The 17,919-nt window shown below is 68.8% G+C and carries 17 protein-coding genes; 7 read left to right on the top strand and 10 right to left on the bottom strand.

Going from position 1 to position 17,919, the window contains the following annotated elements:
* The first annotated feature begins 86 nt into the window (after nucleotides 1-86).
* A complete protein-coding gene (gene alkB / locus HU735_RS19300; protein ID WP_186714813.1) occupies nucleotides 87-731 on the top strand; it encodes a DNA oxidative demethylase AlkB in 645 nt (214 codons plus the stop codon).
* Between the two features lie 9 nt (nucleotides 732-740).
* Here the strand turns inward: alkB and HU735_RS19295 are convergent, their stop codons facing one another.
* From HU735_RS19295 to HU735_RS19250, 10 genes are read right to left on the bottom strand one after another with little or no spacing between them, the layout of a single operon-like run.
* The gene (locus tag HU735_RS19295) at nucleotides 741-1,703 is read right to left on the bottom strand and encodes a LysR family transcriptional regulator (protein ID WP_186714812.1); all 963 of its coding nucleotides are present in this window, start codon (nucleotides 1,701-1,703) and stop codon (nucleotides 741-743) included.
* Nucleotides 1,704-1,760: 57 nt separating this feature from the next.
* The gene (locus tag HU735_RS19290; protein WP_186714811.1) at nucleotides 1,761-2,720 is read right to left on the bottom strand and encodes a peptidylprolyl isomerase; all 960 of its coding nucleotides are present in this window, start codon (nucleotides 2,718-2,720) and stop codon (nucleotides 1,761-1,763) included.
* Nucleotides 2,717-3,193, bottom strand: coding sequence for a YbjN domain-containing protein (locus tag HU735_RS19285; protein WP_186714810.1), 477 nt, complete (start codon nucleotides 3,191-3,193; stop codon nucleotides 2,717-2,719). The genes HU735_RS19290 and HU735_RS19285 overlap by 4 nt, the downstream gene beginning before the upstream one ends.
* A 28-nt stretch (nucleotides 3,194-3,221) precedes the next feature.
* Nucleotides 3,222-3,869 carry a DNA repair protein gene (locus tag HU735_RS19280; RefSeq protein ID WP_186714809.1) on the bottom strand — a complete coding sequence of 216 codons (648 nt, stop codon included), beginning with the start codon at nucleotides 3,867-3,869 and terminating at the stop codon, nucleotides 3,222-3,224.
* Nucleotides 3,870-3,884: 15 nt separating this feature from the next.
* Nucleotides 3,885-5,585 (bottom strand): putative porin, encoded by a 1,701-nt coding sequence (locus HU735_RS19275; protein ID WP_186714808.1) that lies wholly within the window; start codon nucleotides 5,583-5,585, stop codon nucleotides 3,885-3,887.
* Nucleotides 5,586-5,623: 38 nt separating this feature from the next.
* Entirely contained in the window at nucleotides 5,624-6,295 is a 672-nt protein-coding gene (locus HU735_RS19270) for an energy transducer TonB (protein ID WP_238349855.1), read from the bottom strand.
* A gap of 8 nt (nucleotides 6,296-6,303) precedes the next feature.
* Entirely contained in the window at nucleotides 6,304-6,729 is a 426-nt protein-coding gene (locus HU735_RS19265) for a biopolymer transporter ExbD (protein ID WP_050707632.1), read from the bottom strand.
* A 10-nt stretch (nucleotides 6,730-6,739) separates the two neighbouring features.
* Nucleotides 6,740-8,545, bottom strand: coding sequence for a MotA/TolQ/ExbB proton channel family protein (locus tag HU735_RS19260; RefSeq protein WP_186714806.1), 1,806 nt, complete (start codon nucleotides 8,543-8,545; stop codon nucleotides 6,740-6,742).
* Between the two features lie 33 nt (nucleotides 8,546-8,578).
* Nucleotides 8,579-10,159 carry a ShlB/FhaC/HecB family hemolysin secretion/activation protein gene (locus HU735_RS19255; protein ID WP_186714805.1) on the bottom strand — a complete coding sequence of 527 codons (1,581 nt, stop codon included), beginning with the start codon at nucleotides 10,157-10,159 and terminating at the stop codon, nucleotides 8,579-8,581.
* A gap of 35 nt (nucleotides 10,160-10,194) precedes the next feature.
* Nucleotides 10,195-10,803 carry a transposase gene (locus HU735_RS19250; protein WP_050707630.1) on the bottom strand — a complete coding sequence of 203 codons (609 nt, stop codon included), beginning with the start codon at nucleotides 10,801-10,803 and terminating at the stop codon, nucleotides 10,195-10,197.
* Between the two features lie 305 nt (nucleotides 10,804-11,108).
* Here HU735_RS19250 and HU735_RS19245 point away from each other — a divergent pair, with 305 nt between their 5' ends.
* Genes HU735_RS19245 through HU735_RS19220 form a run of 6 tightly spaced genes read left to right on the top strand, consistent with a single transcriptional unit; the run spans nucleotide 11,109 to nucleotide 17,913 of the window.
* Nucleotides 11,109-12,068 (top strand): MoxR family ATPase, encoded by a 960-nt coding sequence (locus HU735_RS19245; RefSeq protein WP_186714804.1) that lies wholly within the window; start codon nucleotides 11,109-11,111, stop codon nucleotides 12,066-12,068.
* A gap of 3 nt (nucleotides 12,069-12,071) precedes the next feature.
* Entirely contained in the window at nucleotides 12,072-13,016 is a 945-nt protein-coding gene (locus tag HU735_RS19240) for a DUF58 domain-containing protein (RefSeq protein ID WP_186714803.1), read from the top strand.
* Nucleotides 13,013-13,507: a DUF4381 domain-containing protein gene (locus tag HU735_RS19235; RefSeq protein WP_186714802.1), complete on the top strand. Its 495-nt coding sequence runs from the start codon at nucleotides 13,013-13,015 to the stop codon at nucleotides 13,505-13,507. The genes HU735_RS19240 and HU735_RS19235 overlap by 4 nt, the downstream gene beginning before the upstream one ends.
* On the top strand, nucleotides 13,500-14,576 hold the full coding sequence (locus HU735_RS19230) for a VWA domain-containing protein (protein WP_186714801.1): 1,077 nt from the start codon (nucleotides 13,500-13,502) through the stop codon (nucleotides 14,574-14,576). Before HU735_RS19235 ends, HU735_RS19230 begins: the two co-directional genes overlap by 8 nt.
* Complete coding sequence (locus HU735_RS19225; RefSeq protein ID WP_050706546.1) at nucleotides 14,573-16,291, top strand: tetratricopeptide repeat protein; 1,719 nt, start codon at nucleotides 14,573-14,575, stop codon at nucleotides 16,289-16,291. Before HU735_RS19230 ends, HU735_RS19225 begins: the two co-directional genes overlap by 4 nt.
* On the top strand, nucleotides 16,288-17,913 hold the full coding sequence (locus HU735_RS19220) for a BatD family protein (protein WP_186714800.1): 1,626 nt from the start codon (nucleotides 16,288-16,290) through the stop codon (nucleotides 17,911-17,913). The genes HU735_RS19225 and HU735_RS19220 overlap by 4 nt, the downstream gene beginning before the upstream one ends.
* The last annotated feature ends 6 nt before the right edge of the window (nucleotides 17,914-17,919 follow it).

Genomic DNA, 17,919 nt, shown 5'->3' with positions numbered 1-17,919 from the left:
TTGGCCAGGATTTCCCAGGTAGACCACCGCCAACTGCTGTCTCGGGAGGATATAATGGCCCCCTCCCCAGGCAGCAGCCTCCAGACATGATCCAGTCCAGCCTCGATCTCTTCGACCCCCATCCCCAGCGCCTGGCGCGCCATACCCTGCTGCTGCCCGGTTTCGCCCTGCCCGAACTCGAAGCCCTGCTCGACGCCCTGCGCCCCGTGCTGCGCGCGGCACCGTTTCGTCACATGCATACCCCCGGCGGCCTGCGCATGGCCGTGGCCCTGACCAACTGTGGCGCGCTGGGCTGGGTCAGCGACGAGAACGGCTACCGCTACACCCCCATCGACCCGGTCAGCGCAAAGCCCTGGCCCGCCCTGCCCCCGCTGCTGGTCGATATGGCCACCCGCGCCGCCGCGCAAGCGGGCTTCGATGGCTTCGTGGCCGATGCCTGCCTGGTAAACCACTACCTGCCCGGTACCCGCCTGAGCCTGCACCAGGACCGCGACGAACAGGACTACGGACAGCCGATCGTCTCGATTTCGCTGGGCTTGCCTGCGGTATTTCTGTTCGGCGGGCTGCAACGCTCGGACCGCCCCCGGCACATCCCGCTGAGCCACGGCGATGTGCTCGTCTGGGGCGGCGAGGACCGCCTGCGCTTTCATGGCGTATTGCCGATCAAGCCGGGCGTGCACCCGCGCATGGGCGAGCGGCGGATCAACCTCACGCTGCGCAAGGCGGGATAAACCGCCCGCCTACAGGCTGGCGAACCACTCGCGACGCTCCTCGAACGCCGCCCGGATCGCCCCGACCATCACCTGCACCAGTGGATCGCCCTCGGTCTGCCCGTTGACCGCCAGCCACACCCGCCGCCGCATCGGTTCGCGGAACAGGCCCGGCAGGGCCAGCAACCCGCGGTCCAGGTGCGTCGCATAGTGCGGCAGCAAGCCGACACTGGCGCTGCACTTGATCAGCTGGCAGTACATTTCGTAATCCTCGATCTGCGTCACCCCGGCCGAACGGGTCCGCAGCAACGCCTGCCAGGGCATCAGCGCCTGCACACCTACCTCGCCCTGCCATTGCACCAGCATGTAGTCCTGCAGGTCCGCCAGGCGGGTCGGTCGGTTGGCCTCGCGGGCGTAGCGCTTGGCGATATGCGGCAGGTACTCGAGGGTGGCCAGGGCCTCGGGGGCGGCACCGGCAAAGCTGCCGGCGCGGGCACCGTGGCTGGCGTCGCCCAACCACAGGGCGACATCGGCGACCTGTTCGGGTACCTGGCGACCGTCGAGGGTGGCCACCTCCAGGCGCATGCCGGCATGCTGGCGCACGAAGTTGATCAGGTTGCGACCCAGCAGGTCCTGCAGCAGCGGTTCGGCCACGGCCAGGCGTACGCTGGCGCTTTGCTCTCGCGGCAACGGCACGACCGGCTCGCGCGCCTGGAGTATCTGCAGCAGGCGCTCGCCCTGCTGGCTGAGCACCGGGTTGTTGTTGCGGTTGACGAACAGGCTGTAGCCCAGGCGCGCCTCCAGCGCCGCCAGGCGCTTGCGCAAGGCCACCGGCTTGAGGTTGAGCCGCCGCGCCGCCTGCATGAAACAGCCGCAGCGCGCGGTGACCAGGAAACAGTTCAGGGTCTGTTCGTCCAGGGCCAGCGGCACCTGGGGACGAACGACAGGCACGGTGATATCGGGGGCTCGCCCCCGGGGCAGATCGATCGGCATTCCTCGCCTCCCGCGGGCCCGCCTGGGCAGGCCCGGTTCTTCCATGGTTGTTGGCGACTAGCGGTTGCTGCTCTCCAGCACCTGGTTCAGCGCCGCGCCATCGATACTCAGGGTGGCGGTGTCGAACATGCCCTCGACATAGGCCTTGGCCACCTGCTCCTGGCGCTGGGCACGCAGCAACTCGCGCAGGCGTGGCGCCACCTCCTCGAAGGTCGCCGCCCGGGCGGGCTGTTGCTCGACCAGCTTGATGATGTGGTAGCCCGCCGCACTCTGCACCGGTTCGCTGACCGTGCCCACCTTGAGCTTGGGCACCACCCCGCGCACCTCTGGCAACAACTGCGCCAGCGCTTGCAGGCCGGTGTCGCCGCCGCCTGCGGCCGTGCCGGCATCCTGGGAGTGCTCGCGGGCCAGTGCGGCAAAGTCGGCATCGGCGGCCTGGGCCTGCTTGGCCAGCGCCTGGGCCTGCTTGCGCACGGCCTCGTCGTCCCTGGGGTTCTCCACCCGCAGGAAGATCTGGCTCAGGCGATAGCGCACCGGCAACTGCAACCCGGCCTTGCCTGCCTCGTAGGCCTGCTTGAGCTCCGCCTCGCCAGGGTAATCGTCGGGCACCTTGCTCACCGAGTTCAGGTAGTTGCGCAGGACGATCTGCTCGGTGGCCGCGCGGGTCTGCACCTGGATTTCCGGGCGCTGCAACCAGCCCTGGGCCTCGGCCTGCTGGTACAGGGCCTTTTCCGCCAGGCGAGCGCGGATCCAGGCCTCCAGTGCCGGGCGGTCGCCGCGCAGGCTGGCGCGGGCCTCTTCGGGCAACTGGGCGAACAGCGCCTTGAGCTCGCCGCTGCCGACCTGCTGCTCGCCCAGGCGCGCCAGTACCGGGCCATTGTCGGCGGCCACCAGGGCGGCAGGCGACGCCGGACGCGCCGCCGCCACCGGCTCGTCGCCCGGGCGCAAGACCAGGGCGACCGCCACCGCGACAATGGCCAGCGCACCGGCGCCGGCCCAGAAAGTGCGCGCCGTCACGAGGCGCGCTCTTCGTCGTGGCCGACCTGGGCTTTCTGCTGGTCGGCCACGTTACGGCTGTAGTCACGCAGATAGACGATCAGCTCCTGCAGCAGCCGGTCCCACAGCACCAGGCTACCCAGCAGGTGTTGCTGGCTGACGCCGTCGGCGACCACCACGTCCTGCTCCATCACCAGGAACTCGCCCTGCACCGACAGGCGGGCGAAGCGCCGGCTGGCATTCCAGTGCTCGGCCAGGCCCGCCGGCAGCTCGCCCTGGATACGCAGGGCACAGCTGAAGGTGAAGTCGAGGAATTCGCCCTCCTTGCCCGCGGCCCGGTTGCCGAAACGAACGGCATAACCCACGCCCTGGCTGGCGCTGAGCAACTGCACCACGGCATTCTGCTCGGTGCGATTGACCCGGCAGCCGGCATCCTGCAGCAGCTGGGTCAGGGAGTCGGCGCTAACGGTTTCGATCAGGGTGACTTCGGTCATGTGCTTACTTCCTTGCGTTGAGAAAACATCACTGGGTCACGCCCTTGGGGGCGTCGAACTGGCTTTCGTAGAGCTTGTCGCCGTAAGCCTGGGCCAGCTCCTCGAACTTGACCCGGGCGCCACCGGCAAAAGGCTGGCGCATCTTCATGACATCGGCGATATCGACCTTCTCGTAGGCGGCCAGCATCTCCTTGGCCACCCCGTACATCTGTTGATTGCGGGCCTGGCATTGCTGCACCTGGCCGTCACGTTCGCCCAGCTGCGCCTGCAGGGTGGCGCGCTCGCTTTCCTTGGTGCGCGCCATCGCCAGCAGCTCGTCGTAGGCCTGCTTGTACTTGTGCAGTTGTTCATTGCTGCTGGCCACCAGCGCCTGGGCCTGGCTGTGCACGGCCTGTTGCTGGCCGGCCAGTTGCTCGCTCTGGCCACGGGCCTTGGCCAGTTGCGCGGTCAATTCGCGCACCTGGCCAAGGGCCGCGTCGCGCTGCTGCTCGGCCGCCTGGCGGGCGGCGCTGGCCTGGGCCTGCTCGCTCTGCAGGGCCTGCAGCTGTTGCGTGGTGCTGCGCAGCTGGGTGCGCAGGCGTTCCTCGAGGGTCTCGGCCGACGCCGAGGCCGCCAGGCTTGCGCCCAGGGCCAGCATCAACCAGGTGCAGCGGTGGCGATAAGCTCCCTTGTTCATGCCCGTGCTCCTTCCCTAGAATCGCGTGTTGACTTCAAGTTGTAGCACATCGATGTCAAACGGCGCGCCGTAGACCGCCTCGCTGCTCAACCAACGGGCTGTAGCGTAGACGTTGTCGGCCAGGCCGTAGTTGCCACCGAGGAAATAACCCTTGGCGTTGGTGCCGCCGAGGTGGAAGCTCGAGTCGTTGAAGCCGTCCGGCAGCGCGTCGGGTTCGATGCGCTTGTAACCGGCAAACAGGTTCCAGTCGCCGGCCTTGCGCATGTCCAGGGCGTTGCCCAGGGTGAACTGGAACATCCAGGCATCGCCGCCGCTCTTGATATTGCCGTTCTCGTCGAGGTTGTTGGCCAGTTGTCCCGCCGAGCGCTTGCGCATGTCGCCCTCGTCGTAGGCCAGGTTGTGGATGTAGTTGGCCTGGCTGCGCAGCTTGAAGTCATGAGGCAGGTCGGCGTCCCATACCAGGTTCAGGTCGAGCAGCTCGAATTCCGAGGCAATGCCGACGAACTGCGGCTGCGGCGTGGCCGCCGGGTTGGCCGGGTTCGGCGTGATGTCGCGCAGCAGGAACACGGTGTTGCCCTTCTGCATGAAGGTCGGCCGGCTTTCATCGCTGTCGCAGGCCGGCTGGCCGTCCCACGGGGCGCAGGGGCTGGAGCGCTCGCCGGCGATGTCATCGAAGCGGTAGTAGGCCATCGCGCCCTTGAGCCGGTTGTGGTCGTTGAGCGCCCATTTCGCGCCCAGCTGCGCGCCGTACAGCCACTTGTTGTCGCTGTCTTCCTTGTCCAGGCCGTTGCTGGTGGCGTTGTCGTCGCTGTACTGCACGGGGAATGCGCCGACGGTGCCGAACAGGCTGAGGTCGCGGCCCAGCGGCTGGTCGAACAGCGCCGCCACGCCATCGAAGTTGAGGTCGTGGGAATACAGGATGTCGGTGGACATGAACGGGTTGGCGATACGCCCGCCGGTCAGCGTCAGGCGTTCGCTCGGCGTCCAGGTGACGTAGCCCTGGTCGAGCCAGATGTCCTTCTTGCCGAAGCCGCCACCGAGGTTCTGGGTGGTCGAGACCGGATTGTTGTTGGACCCGGTGGCGACGCGGATGCCGGCCACCCAGTTGTCCGCCAGCTGCGCCTTGAGGCCGAAGCGCGCCCGCAGGCGCAGGAGACTGTCGCGGTCCTCGCGGGTGTTGAGCAGCGGCGGCAGGCTCGAGCTGCTGTTGGGGTTGACGTCGTAAGGCCCCTTTTCGTTGAGCCTGGCGAAATCGACGATCTCGTTGCTGTTGCCGTCGGCGTACGAGCGCGACTCGTAGCGCAGGCGCAGGTCACCGTCGAAGCTGATGCGCGAGGCCCAGTCGGGGAAGGTGTTGGGCGCGGCCCAGTTTTCCTGCTTGGCGGTGTTCATCACCTCGGCCTTGATCTCGTCGCGGATCTGCTGGCGGACGATGGCCGGCACATATTGCACGCGCACCTCGCCGTTGGCGGACGGGGCCTGGGCAACAATCGGCGCGGCGCTGCCGGCGACCCTGGCCTGCTGGGCCTCGCGCTCGGCCTGGGCGATCAGCGCATCGGCCTTGTCCTGCTTGAGCACGCCCTGCTCCACCAGCAGGCGAATCAGGTTGACGGTCGCATTCTCCGACGGCGCGGCGTGGACGACGGTCGGACCGACCGCGGTGGCGGCGGCCAGCAGGCCGAGCGCCAGGGTCAATCGGTTGACTGGGCACTTCATGGGTTTGCAACTCCTGTGGGTCAGTCGTGCTTCGTTGTTCATGGCCGGCGCCCCTGCAGGGCAATCTTCACCGGCAAGGTCAGGCTGGCGGGCGGACGCTGGTCGAGGGCACGGGCGCCGCGCAGGGCGGCGAGCACCTGGGCGTCCACCTCTGGCTCGCCGCTGCCACGCAGCAGCTCGACACGGGTGATCTCGCCGGCGGCGCTGAGCCAGATCTCGGCTTGCAGGTTGAACACCAGGTTGCGCAGCTCGGGGTTGTCGCGCAGCAGGCGCTGGAAGGCGTAGGCCAGGTACTGGCTGTAGGTGCCACTGCCCAGCCCCCCGCCGCCGCCAGCCATGCCGCCGCCCTTGCCGGCGCCGACGTTGAAACTGTCGCCGCCCGCTTGCGCGTCGCCGTCCATCTGCATCGGCTCGGCCAGGTCCTGGGCCGGGTCGGGCGCCTCCTCGGCGGGCTTGACCTCCTCGGCCTCGGGCACCGGCTGAGGCTCGACGATCTTCTCCTCGACCGGCGGCTCGGGCTCCTTGGGCGGCTCGGGCGGGGGTGGCGGCGGAGGCGGTGGCAGCGGGATGATCGCCGGCACCTTGGGCGCCTCGCGGCGCACCCCGGCCATGTCATTGGCCCACTGCCACAGCAGCCAGGCCAGGCCTGCGCCGGCAACGGCGAGCACGGCCCAGGTCAGCAGGCGGCGGGGGTTGGCTGTACGTTCCATGCCTGCGCTCATCCCTGGTTCGGCTTGCCGGTGACCAGCCCGACCTGGGCCAGTTCAAGACGGCGCAGCAGGTCGAGCACCTCGACCACCTTCTGGTACTGCACGCCCGCGTCGCCGCGCACGATCAGCGGGAAGTCCGGGTTGCGCGCCTTCTCGCTGCGCAGGCGGTCCTCCAGCTCCTGCAGCGTCACCGGGTAGGCGTCGAGGAACACCTGGCCGGCGTCGTTGATCGAGATCGCCTTGGTCTTGGGCTGGGCCAGCGACACCGTGGCGCTGGCCTTGGGCAACTGCACCTGGATCCCGGAGACCTGCGCGGTGGCGGTGAGGATGAACATCACCAGCACCACCATCAGCACGTCCACCAGCGGGGTGATGTTGATGCTGTCGACCGCGGCGTCGGCGTCGTCGTCATGGGCGTTGTTCACGGATGCCATGGCTGCGCCCTCACGCCGGAACCGACGGGTTGACGCTGCGCCCGGCCGGACGCTGCGCCGCTTCACCGGCCTGGCCCTCGCCGTGCAGCTCGGCCAGGCGGGTGATGAACTCGTCGACGAACACCCGCATGTCGGCGCTGACCTCGCGGTTGCGCGTGGTCAGGCGGTTGTAGCCGAACAGCGCGGGGATGGCGACGAACAGGCCCATGGCGGTGGCCAGCAGCGCCGCGGCCATGCCCGGGGCGATGGCGTTGATGTTGACGTCGCCGGCCATGGCGGTGCCGAGGAACACCACCATGATCCCCAGCACCGTGCCCAACAGGCCGATGTAGGGGCCGCCGGCAATGGCGTTGGACAGGGTCGACAGCTTCGACGACAACGCCTGGTTCTCGCGGGTGCGCACGCCGTCCATGGAGCAGCGGATGGCCTCGATGGTGGCAGCGGACACTGAGCTGGTGTCGGCGCCCTGGGCGCGGCGGGTGCGCAGTTCCTGCACGGCCACCAGGTACAGATGCCATAGCGAGGAGTCGGTCAGCCGCTTATGCAGGTCCTGATCGTCGGCGAACTGCTCCAGACGCGTGCCGACCGTGGCGAAGTGCTCGCGAAAGCGAGTGTTGGCGGCGGTGACGCGGTTGAGGGCGCGCTGCTTGCGCAGCATGATCACCCACGACTGCACCATCATCAGCACCAGGATGGCGATGATCACCCAGGCGTCCACCGGCACCGCCTTGAGCAGGAAGCCCAGGCCGCCGAATCCGAAGCCCGACTGTTCCTCGTCGACGCCATACGCCACCAGGCGCGACTCGGCGCCCTGGGCCAGCACGTCGGCCTGCAGGCTGGCCTGGCTACGGGCCACGCGCGACAGGCGCAGTTCGTCCAGGGCACCGACGAACGACGCGAAGTGACTGGCCACCTCGCCTTCGGCCGCCGGCAGGTCGCCGCCGACGCCGATGGCACCGCTGAAGGCCGCCAGGCTGACGGCCAGGCGCGCCACCGGCTGGCCTTCGAGCAACAGGCTCAGGTTGCCGCCCTCGCCCACCAGGGCCAGGTGTTGCCACTGGCCGGCGCTCACCGCCTGATTGGCGCTGGCGCGCTGGCCGTCGACCTCGACGAACGGCACGCCCTGGGCCAGGCCCAGCAGCAGGCTGTGGCCGGCCTCGCGACGGGCCAGCAGCAACTGCTCGCCCACCGCCTGGTCCTGGCGCAGCCAGGTGCTGAAGGTGAACGCCGCGCCTACCGGCAACTGCAGCGAGGCGCTGGCCGGCAGTTGCAGGCCCTGGCCGCCGAGCTGGATGGCCCGGCCGATCACGCCATCGACGCTCACCGTCGGGCCTTGCAACTGATTGCCATAGGGACTGGCATCACGCGCGGTGGCACCGTCGAAGTGGTAGAGCACGGTGTAGTCGGCGTCGAAGCTGGGCTGGCCGACAGGCGCCTGGGCTTTCGGATTGCCGTAGTACATCCACAGGTCCTGGCGCTGGCCCGCCTCTATGCGAGGCACGTCCACCCAGATCAGCGCCATGCCCATCAGCGGATCGAACTGCTCGACGTGGTGGTTGAGGACGGTCTTGTCATCGGCGCCGACGAAGCGGATGTCGGCGCCGGTCTCGCTGACGCCGTCGAAGCTGAAGTTGCCGGTATGCAGGCGTACCAGCAGCGCGGTGCGGCCCAGCGCCTGGGTCAGGCCGGCGCCCTGGGGGGTGGTGTCCACGGCAATCTGCTTGCGGTACATCCAGTCGTCCTGCCACCAGGCACTGGCGCTGCCCGGCAGGGCGAAGCCCAGGCACAGCAGCAAGGTCAATATCAGGCGTTGCATGAGAGGTCTCCAGGTCGATGCCGGTCAGTGAGTTCAGAAAGTCGCCTGCACGCTGAAGTGCACACGGGAAGCGTTCTTGTCGGTGTTGGGGCCATCCTTGAGCGGCACGGCCCAGTCGACGCTGCCGGACAGCCAGTCATTGAGCGTGGCGCGGGTGCCGACGCCGACACTGGCCAGGCTGTAGCGGTCGTCCTGCTCGGGCAGCGCGTCCTGCAGGCGCAGTTGGGCGCCTTCGGCGAACAGGTAGAAGCGCCAGTCGCTGATGTAGCTGCCGACGTAGCGGCCGATGGACGGGGTGCGCAGCTCCTGGGAGAACAGCAGGCCGTCGTCCCCGGTGCGCTCGGCGGCCAGGTAACCGCGCACCGAGGTGGCACCGCCGGCGGCGAACTGCTCGTTCGACACCAGCGGCCCCGAGGCCAGCTGGAAGGCCAGCTTCGAGGCGCTCTGCCAGGAGCCCGCGAAGTCGAAGGTGTAGCTGCCGTCGCCCTTGAGCGCGGCGAAGCTGGAATCGGCGCGGTAGCGCTTGTAGTCGAACTCGGCGTCATCGCTGCCGTAGCCCAGCAGGCTACGGGTGCCGGCCACCAGGCTCAGGCCCAGGCTCAGCTGGTCCTGTTCGGTGAAGCGGTAGCCGGTGTAGCCCAGGGTGATCGGGGCGTACTTGAGCGGAACCTTGTCGCTGCTGCCGCCCAGGCCGACCTGCTCGTCGAAGTCCTTGAAGTCCACGCCGATCGACAGGGCGTTGGCCCAGGCACCGACGCCCGGCAGGTTGTAGATTGCCGAAACGCCATAGGAATGGCCCTTGCCCAGGACGTTGGTGCCGCCCACCGTGGCGACGTTGCTGTCGGAATGGTAGCCGGAGAACTGCACGGTCCAGCGCTCGTTCAGGGGCGCGGCGTAGGAACCGGACCAGACCTCGGCGTTGTCGCGGTCCTGGGGCGCGGTGAACCAGGTCAGCGAGACGCTGTGGCCGGCCTGCCAGAGATTGTTGTAGCCCAGGCTGACGACGCTGCGCAGCTTCTCGGTGTCGGCGCTGTGGTCGTTGTTCAGGCCCAGGCTCAGGTTCCAGGGCTGCTTGTCCTCGACCTGCAGGTCGACGTCCATGGTGCCCGGCCGCTGGCCTTCACGCACCAGCGGCATGACCTGCCGGCCCGGCGTGCGGTTGAGCGTGGCCAGTTCGTCCTGGACCTGGGCAAAGTCGGGCACCTTGCCTTCCTCCAGCGCCGGGACCTGCTCACGAATCTCCAGCGGCGAGTAATGCTTGGCGCCCACCACCCGCACGCGGCCGACCTTGGTCTCGCTCACCTGCAGGTAGACCACGCCGCCCTCGACCTTCTGCTCGGGCAGCTCGACGAACACCGACTGGTAGCCTCGGGCCTGGTAGCTTTTCTGCAGGGCCTCGCGGGCGCCTTCGAGGTCGGCCAGGGTCTTGTCCGGCCCCAGGTAGGGATAGACCGCCTCTTCGATGGCCTGGGCGTCGAGCACCGTATTGCCGCGCACCACGTATTCATTGATCTCGACCCGGCGCTGCGCCTCGTCCGCGACCACCTCGAGCGCCAGCAGGCACGACAGCAGCCCTGCGCCGATGGCGCATCGCTTGAAGAAAAAATGCTCCACACCGCCCCCTTGAGCGCCAGGAATTCGTTGGGTTTCTAGTGGTTTGCGTCAGGCGCGGCCTGACCTTGGTGACGTGCCAGCCAGCTGTGCAGCAGGGCCAGGTTGAGGCTGAACTCGGGCATCGCCTGCAGGCTTGCGCCGAGCACCTCGTCGACCATGCGCTGCAGCAGCGACACGGCCATGGCGCTGCCCAGCAGCACACCGAGGTCATGGCTGAACAGGCTGAAGTTCCACACCCGCGACTTCAGTTCCAGGCCGGCGAACCAGCGGAACAGCAGGTTGTAGTTGAGTTGCTCGTAGAGCTGTTTCTCACTGGGTACCGAATACAGCAGCTGCAGCAGCAGCACGTGCATCAGCGTGTGCGGGGCGATGATCATGCCCTGCTGTTCGGCCAGCAGCGCCAGCGCAGGGCGGTGCTCGTCCAGCAAGGCCTCGATGCGCGGCTTCAGCTGCGCCAGCGAATGCCCGGGCGGCACGCAACTGGCCACCTCGCGCAGGGCGCCCTGCCAGTCTTCCTGGGAGACGATCCAGACCCAGGGCGCGCCGTAGCGGTAGACCGAGACCGGCTGCTTGCGCGCGGCCTCGACGATCTTCGCCAGGCGCTGGTCGAGCTCCTGCATTCCCACCTTCGTGTAGCGTTCCATAGTCCCCATCGCCCCGCTCCCAGGCCGTTCCCCAAGGCTCGACCGGCCTGATGGCCAGATGCCTTGTCGGTATCCATGGCTTTGACGGGGGTGGCGCTTTGCTACCGAAGTTTTGTCATGAAAGGTTCATCAGCGGTCCAGGCTTGCGGGCGAACAGGTCGCAAGGTCTTCGGACCCCGTTCGCTGCTTTACACTAATTTTGCAAACCGCCATTGGTCCCCGCCCCCCCGGATGGATTAAAGTATCCACCCCCGCCCGGCCACCGCTCACAGCGCGCCAGGGCCCATCCCCAGGAACCGCCAACGATGGAACACCGTGAAGCGCTGATCGCGCTGCGCACCTTTCTCTCCTCCCAGATCCTCGGCCAGGAAAAACTGGTGGAGCGCCTGCTGATCGTGCTCCTGGCCGACGGCCACATGCTGGTCGAGGGCGCCCCGGGGCTGGCCAAGACCAAGGCCATCAAGGAGCTCGCCGAAGGCATCGAGGCGCAATTCCATCGCATCCAGTTCACCCCCGACCTGCTCCCGGCCGACATCACCGGTACCGAGATCTACCGCCCGGAAACCGGCAGCTTCGTGTTCCAGCAAGGGCCGATCTTCCACAACCTGGTGCTGGCCGACGAAATCAACCGCGCCCCGGCCAAGGTGCAGTCGGCGCTGCTCGAAGCCATGGCCGAGCGCCAGGTCAGCGTCGGGCGCAGCACCTACGAGCTGTCGCCGCTGTTCCTGGTGATGGCCACGCAGAACCCGATCGAGCAGGAAGGCACCTACCCGCTGCCCGAGGCCCAGCTCGACCGGTTCCTGATGCACGTGAAGATCGGTTTCCCGGATGCCACCGTCGAGCGGCGCATTCTCCTGCAGGCCCGCGGCGAAGCCCTGGGCGGCGAAGTGAAGCCCGAGCGCCGGGTCAGCCAGCAGGCGATCTTTGCCGCGCGCAAGGAAATCCTCGGCCTGTACATGGCCGATGCGGTGGAGGAGTACCTGGTGCAGCTGGTCATGGCCACCCGCACCCCGGCCAAGTTCGACGGCGAGCTGGCCGACTGGATCGCCTACGGCGCCAGCCCCCGCGGCTCGATCGCCCTGGACCGCTGCGCGCGCGCCCACGCCTGGCTGGCCGGACGCGACTTCGTCAGCCCCGAGGATATCCAGGCGGTGCTGTTCGACGTGCTGCGCCACCGCATCATCCTCTCGTTCGAGGCCGAGGCGGCCGGGGTCGACCAGGACCGCGTGGTCCAGCGCATCCTCGACGTCGTCGCCGTCGCCTGACCCATGCCCACCACACAGCTGGCAGAACCCGGCATCCGCATCGGCCTGGCCGACCTGATCGACATGCGCCACCGCGTGCGCGAGATCCAGCTGTTCTCCCGGCCCGGCCAGCGCAGCCCGCTGGTGGGCCTGCACCACTCCAAGCTGCGTGGCCGCGGTGTGGACTTCGACCAGGTGCGGGTGTACCAGGCCGGCGACGATGTGCGCAACATCGACTGGCGCGTCACCGCGCGCACCCAGGAACCGCACACCAAACTCTTTCATGAAGAGCGCGAGCGGCCGATCTTCATCATGGTCGAGCAGAGCCAGCGGCTGTTCTTCGGCTCCGGGCTGATGTTCAAGTCGGTGCTGGCGGCCCAGGCCGCGGCCCTGTTCGGCTGGGCGGCGCTGGGCCATAACGACCGCATCGGCGGGCTGGTGTTCGGTGACAGCGAGCCCCACGAGATCAAGCCACGGCGCAGCAAGCAGAGCCTGCTGCAACTGCTCAACCGCCTGGCCAAGGTCAACCAGGCCCTGCACACCGAGGCCGTGCCGCAGCCCGACAGCCTGGGCCTGGCCCTGCGCCGGGCGCGCGAAGTGCTGCGCCCGGGCAGTCTGGCCATCGTCATCTGCGACGAACGCGCCCTCAGTGCCGGCGTCGAGCAGCACCTGGCCATGCTCTCACGGCATTGCGACGTGCTGCTGATGCCGGTCAGCGACCCGCTCGACCATGCCCTGCCCGCCGCCGGCCTGCTGCGTTTCGCCCAGCGCGGCGCGCAACTGGAACTCGACACGCTGGATGCCAACCTGCGCCAGGCCTACCGCCAGCAGGCCGAAGCGCGCATCGAACGCTGGGAACTGCTGGCACAGAAGCTGCGGGTGGTGCTGATGCCGCTGAGCACCCAGAGTGAGATGATCGAGCAATTGCGCGAATACCTGAACGCGCAGCGTCCCGGGAGCGCCAAATGAACCCGTTGGATCAGCTGCAACCGCTGATCGCACCGCCCGCCATCGGCCTGTGGCCGCCGGCCCCAGGCTGGTGGCTGTTGCTGGCCTTGCTGCCATTGCTCGGCTGGGGCCTGTGGCGTCTGCGCCACTGGCGCCCGGGCAAGCGCAAGGTGGTGCGCGCCGAACTGCCGCTGGACCCGATCCGAGTCGAGGCGCTGGCGGAGCTGGCACGCCTGCCGCGCCCCTACGACGGCGCGCCGGCCGGCGCCTGGCTGCAGCAGATCAACGCCCTGCTCAAGCGCCTGTGCCGCAACGACTATCCCGGTGCCAACAGCCACACCCTCAATGGCCGGCAGTGGCTGGCGTTTCTCGACAACCGCTGCCCGGCCGCCGGCCTGACCCGCTGGATGGTGCTGGTCGAAGGCACCTACAAGCCCGAGTGCAAGCTCGACGACAAGGCCATCGCCGGGCTCGCCCAGGCGGTCGAAACCTGGATCCGCAAGCATGTTTGAACTGGCCTGGCCGTGGATCTTCCTGCTGTTGCCGCTGCCCTGGCTGGCGCGCCTGGCGCTGCCTGCCGCCGACAGCGGTGAGCCGGTGCTCAAGGTAGGCTTCCTTGATGAACTCGAAGGCCTGGCCGGGCGCCGCGCGCGGCTGAACCTGCCAACCTGGCGCCAGCAGGCGCCGTTCATCCTGATCTGGCTGCTGCTGTTGCTGGCCGCCGCCCGCCCGCAGTGGCTGGGCGATCCGCTGCCGGTGTCGGCCAGTGGCCGCGACCTGCTGGTGGCGGTGGACGTGTCGGGGTCCATGGACTTCCCTGACATGCAGTGGAAGGACGATGAAATCAGCCGCCTGGACCTGGTCAAGGCGCTGATGGGCGACTTCCTCCAGGACCGCCAGGGCGACCGCGTCGGCCTGATCCTGTTCGGCAGCCAGGCCTACCTGCAGGCCCCGCTGACCTTCGACCGGCGTACCGTGCGCACCTTCCTCGACGAGGCACAGATCGGCATCGCCGGCAAGAACACCGCCATCGGCGACGCCATCGGTCTGGCGGTCAAGCGCCTGCGCCAGCGGCCGGCGCAGAGCCGAGTGCTGATCCTGATCACCGACGGCGCCAACAACGGCGGGCAGATCCACCCGCTGACCGCCGCCCGCCTGGCCGCCCAGGAAGGCGTGCGTATCTACACCATCGGCATCGGCGCCAATCCCGAGGCCAGCGGCACCCCGGGCCTGCTCGGGCTGAACCCGAGCCTGGACCTGGACGAAGCCTCGCTCAAGGAGATCGCCGAGATCACCCACGGCAGCTACTTCCGCGCCCACGACGGCGCCGAGCTGGGCGCCATCGGCGACACCCTCGACCAACTGGAACCGGTGGCTCAGCAGCCGACCCAGGCACGCACCGCCCATGCCCTGTACGCCTGGCCGCTGGCCCTGGCGCTGCTGCTCAGCGTGCTGCTGGTGGTGGCCGTGCAGTGGCCGGACAACCTGTTGCAACGCCTGCTGCGCAAGCCACGCTTCCTGCAGCCCCACCCGGAATGGCGCCAGCGCCTCAAGCGCCTGCGCCTGAGGAGGCGGCGATGATCGAACTCTGGCCACAATGGCTGCGCCCACTCTGGCTGCTGGTGCTGCCCCTGCTCGGCTGGCTGCTGTTCAAGCTCTGGCACCGGCGCAAGCGCGCCGGGCGCTGGCAGCTGATCCTGCCGCAGCCATTCCATGCGGTCCTGCTCGGCGGCGGCAGCGGCAGCACCAGCAAGCTGCCGTGGATCGCCCTGGGCCTGGCCTGGCTGCTGATCGTCCTGGCCCTGCTCGGGCCCAGCTGGCAGCGCCTGGAGGAAACCCGCCAACGCCCGGCCGACCCGCTGGTGATCCTGCTCGAACTGACGCCGCAGATGCTCGCCGAGGACAGCACGCCGAACCGCCTGGAACAGGCCCGGCGCAAGATCCTCGACCTGCTCGAGCACCGCCGCGACAGCCAGACCGCGCTGATCGTCTACGCAGGCTCCGCCCACACCCTGGTGCCGCTGTCCGATGACCTGGGTACCACGCGCAACCTGCTCGAGGCCGTCGACCCGTCGATCATGCCGCAACCCGGCCAGCGCGCCGACCTCGCCGTGCACAAGGGCCTGGCCCTGCTCGCCCAGAGCGGCCTCGGCCAGGGCCGCCTGCTGCTGATCGGCTCGTCATTGAGCGAGCCGGAGCGCGAAGGCATCCGCCAGGCCCTCGGACGCCAGGGCCCGAGCCTGCTGATGCTGGGCGTCGGCAGCGGCGAAGGCGCGCCGGTGCGCCAGGCCAATGGCGAGTACCTGAAGGACGACCAGGGCGGCATCCTCCTGCCGCGCCTGGACAGCGCCTCGCTGAAGAGCTTCATTGGCTCGACCGGTGGACGCTACCGCCACGCCCGCATCGACGACCTCGACCTGCGCGGCCTGGGTCTGTTCGACAACCCGCGGCTGCTGCACAACGATGGCCAGACCCTGCAACTGGACAGCTGGGCCGACCAGGGCTACTGGCTGTTGCTGCCCCTGCTGCTGCTCGCCGCCTGCGCCGGCCGGCGTGGCTGGCTGTTCTGCCTGCCGCTGCTGCTGGCCTTGCCGCAACCGAGCCAGGCCTTCGAGTTCAACGACCTGTGGTTGCGTCCCGACCAGCAGGGCCAGCGCCTGCTGGAGCGGCAACGCCCGGCCGAGGCGGCACGGCACTTCGAGGACAGCCAGTGGCGCGGCATGGCCCTGTACCAGGCCGGCGATTTCGAAGGCGCCGCCGCCGCCTTCGCCCAGGCCGGCACGGCGGCCGCCCACTACAATCGGGGTAACGCCCTGGCCCGCGCCGGCGAACTGGAAGCAGCGCTGGACGCCTATGAGCAGGCCCTGGAGCGCCAGCCCGACCTGAAGGCGGCACTGGACAACCAGGCCCTGGTCCAGCAACTGCTGCAACAGCGCCAGGCCAGCGCCGAGACACAACCGAACAACGCCGATGCCCAAGGCACCCCCGGCAACGAGACCGAAGGCAACAGCAGCTCGACCAGCAGCCAGGCCCAGGGCACACCTGGCAGCGACGAACAGGCCCAAGGCCAGCAGAACGGCGACAGCCAGGGCAACACCCAGGCCCCGCCCGGCGCTGCCGGCGGCGATGACGACAGCCTCACCCAGCCGCCCCAGCGGCCGCTCTCCACCAGCCTCGACGCCGAACAGCGCCAGGCCCTGGAGCAATGGCTGCGGGAGATCCCCGACAATCCGGCGGAACTGCTGCGGCGCAAATTCTGGTACGAACAGCAATTGCATCAGGAAACCCCACGATGAGTCGCCTCGGCGTCTTTCTCCTCGGCCTGCTATGGAGCCTCGCGGCACAGGCCGAACCGATCCTGCAGGCCAGCGTCGACCGCACGCGCCTGGAAGCCGGCGAAACCCTGGAACTCACCCTCGAGAGCCAGGACGTCACCCAGTTCGGCAAGCCCGACCTGCGCGCCCTCGAGCCCGACTTCGAGGTGCGCGGCACGCGCCAGCTCAACAGCCTGCACACCCTGGACGGCGAGACCCGCGCCAGCACCCGCTGGATCATCACCCTGCTGCCCCGGCGCAGCGGCAGCCTGCGCATCCCCGAGCTGCAACTGGGCCAGTCGCGCAGCCAGGCCATCGAACTGCAGGTACAGCAAGCCGACAGCCAGCGCCCGGACGCGGCGGCGCAGGTGTTCGTCGAGGCCACCCTGGACAGCAGCGAGGTCTATGTCCAGGCCCAGGCCGTGCTGACCCTGCGCATCTACCATTCGGTGGCGCTGTACGACGACAGCAGCCTCAGCCCGCTGCAGCTGGAAAACGCCAAGGTCGACCCGCTGGGCGAGTCGCGCACCTTTGAGAAGGACATCAACGGCGTGCGCCACGGGGTGATCGAGACCCGTTATGCGATCTATCCGCAACAGAGCGGCAGCCTTGAAGTGCCGCCGCTGCGCTTCACCGCCACCGCCGCCGACAATGGCGAACAGCCGGCCGGCACGCCGCGGGTCGGCCGCCAGGTGCAGGTCAGCTCGCTGCCGCTGCGCCTGACGGTCAAGCCGATCCCGGCCAGCTACCCGGCCGACCGCCCCTGGCTGCCGGCCCGCAGCCTGACCCTGGAAGAGCACTGGAACCCCGACCCGGAGCGTCAGCCAACACAAATAGGCGACTCGCTGACGCGCAACATCACCGTGCGCGCCGAGGGCCTGTCGAGCACCCAGTTGCCACCGCTGCCGGCCACCGAGGTCACCGGCCTGCGCCGCTACCCCGACCAGCCGTTGCTACGCAACGAGATCGGCGAGCGCGGCATGGTCGCCAACCGCGAGGAACGCGAGGCGCTGGTGCCGACCCACGCTGGCGACCTGGCCTTGCCGGCGCTGGAGGTGACCTGGTGGAACACCCGCGAAGACCACCTGGAGCACAGCAGCCTGCCGGCCCGCACCCTGAACGTGCAGGACAACCCGGCGCTGAGCGCCGACACGCCCGTCGGCGACGGCAACCTGAGCCCCGGCCCGCTCTGGCCCTGGCAGCTGGCCACGCTGGTCCTGGCCCTGACCACCCTGCTCGGCTTCACCCTGTGGTGGCGGGCCCGCTCGCAACCGGCGGTGCTGCGCGCGGCACAGACCGGCCCGAGCCCGCGCACGCTGCTCGACGACCTCAAGCGCGCCTGCCAGGCCAACGACCCGCAGGCCACCCGCCAGGCGCTGGACGCCTGGGCTCGGCAACAGCCGGAAACCCTGGCCGAGATGGCGGCGCGCTTCGTGCCGTTGTCCGATGCGCTGGATGGGTTGAATGGCGCGCTGTACAGCGAGAGTGGCCAGTACTGGCACGGCGACGAGCTGTGGCGAGCGATCGGCTCGATTCCGCCGGCCGAGCAGGTGCTGGCGCCGTCGGGCGAAGCAGGTAGCCTGCCACCGCTCTATCCCAAGTAGCCTCAT

The sequence above is a fragment of the Pseudomonas sp. BW16M2 genome (genome assembly GCF_014268865.1).
GTDB lineage: Bacteria > Pseudomonadota > Gammaproteobacteria > Pseudomonadales > Pseudomonadaceae > Aquipseudomonas > Aquipseudomonas peradeniyensis.
This window is presented reverse-complemented; position numbering and strand designations above follow the sequence as displayed.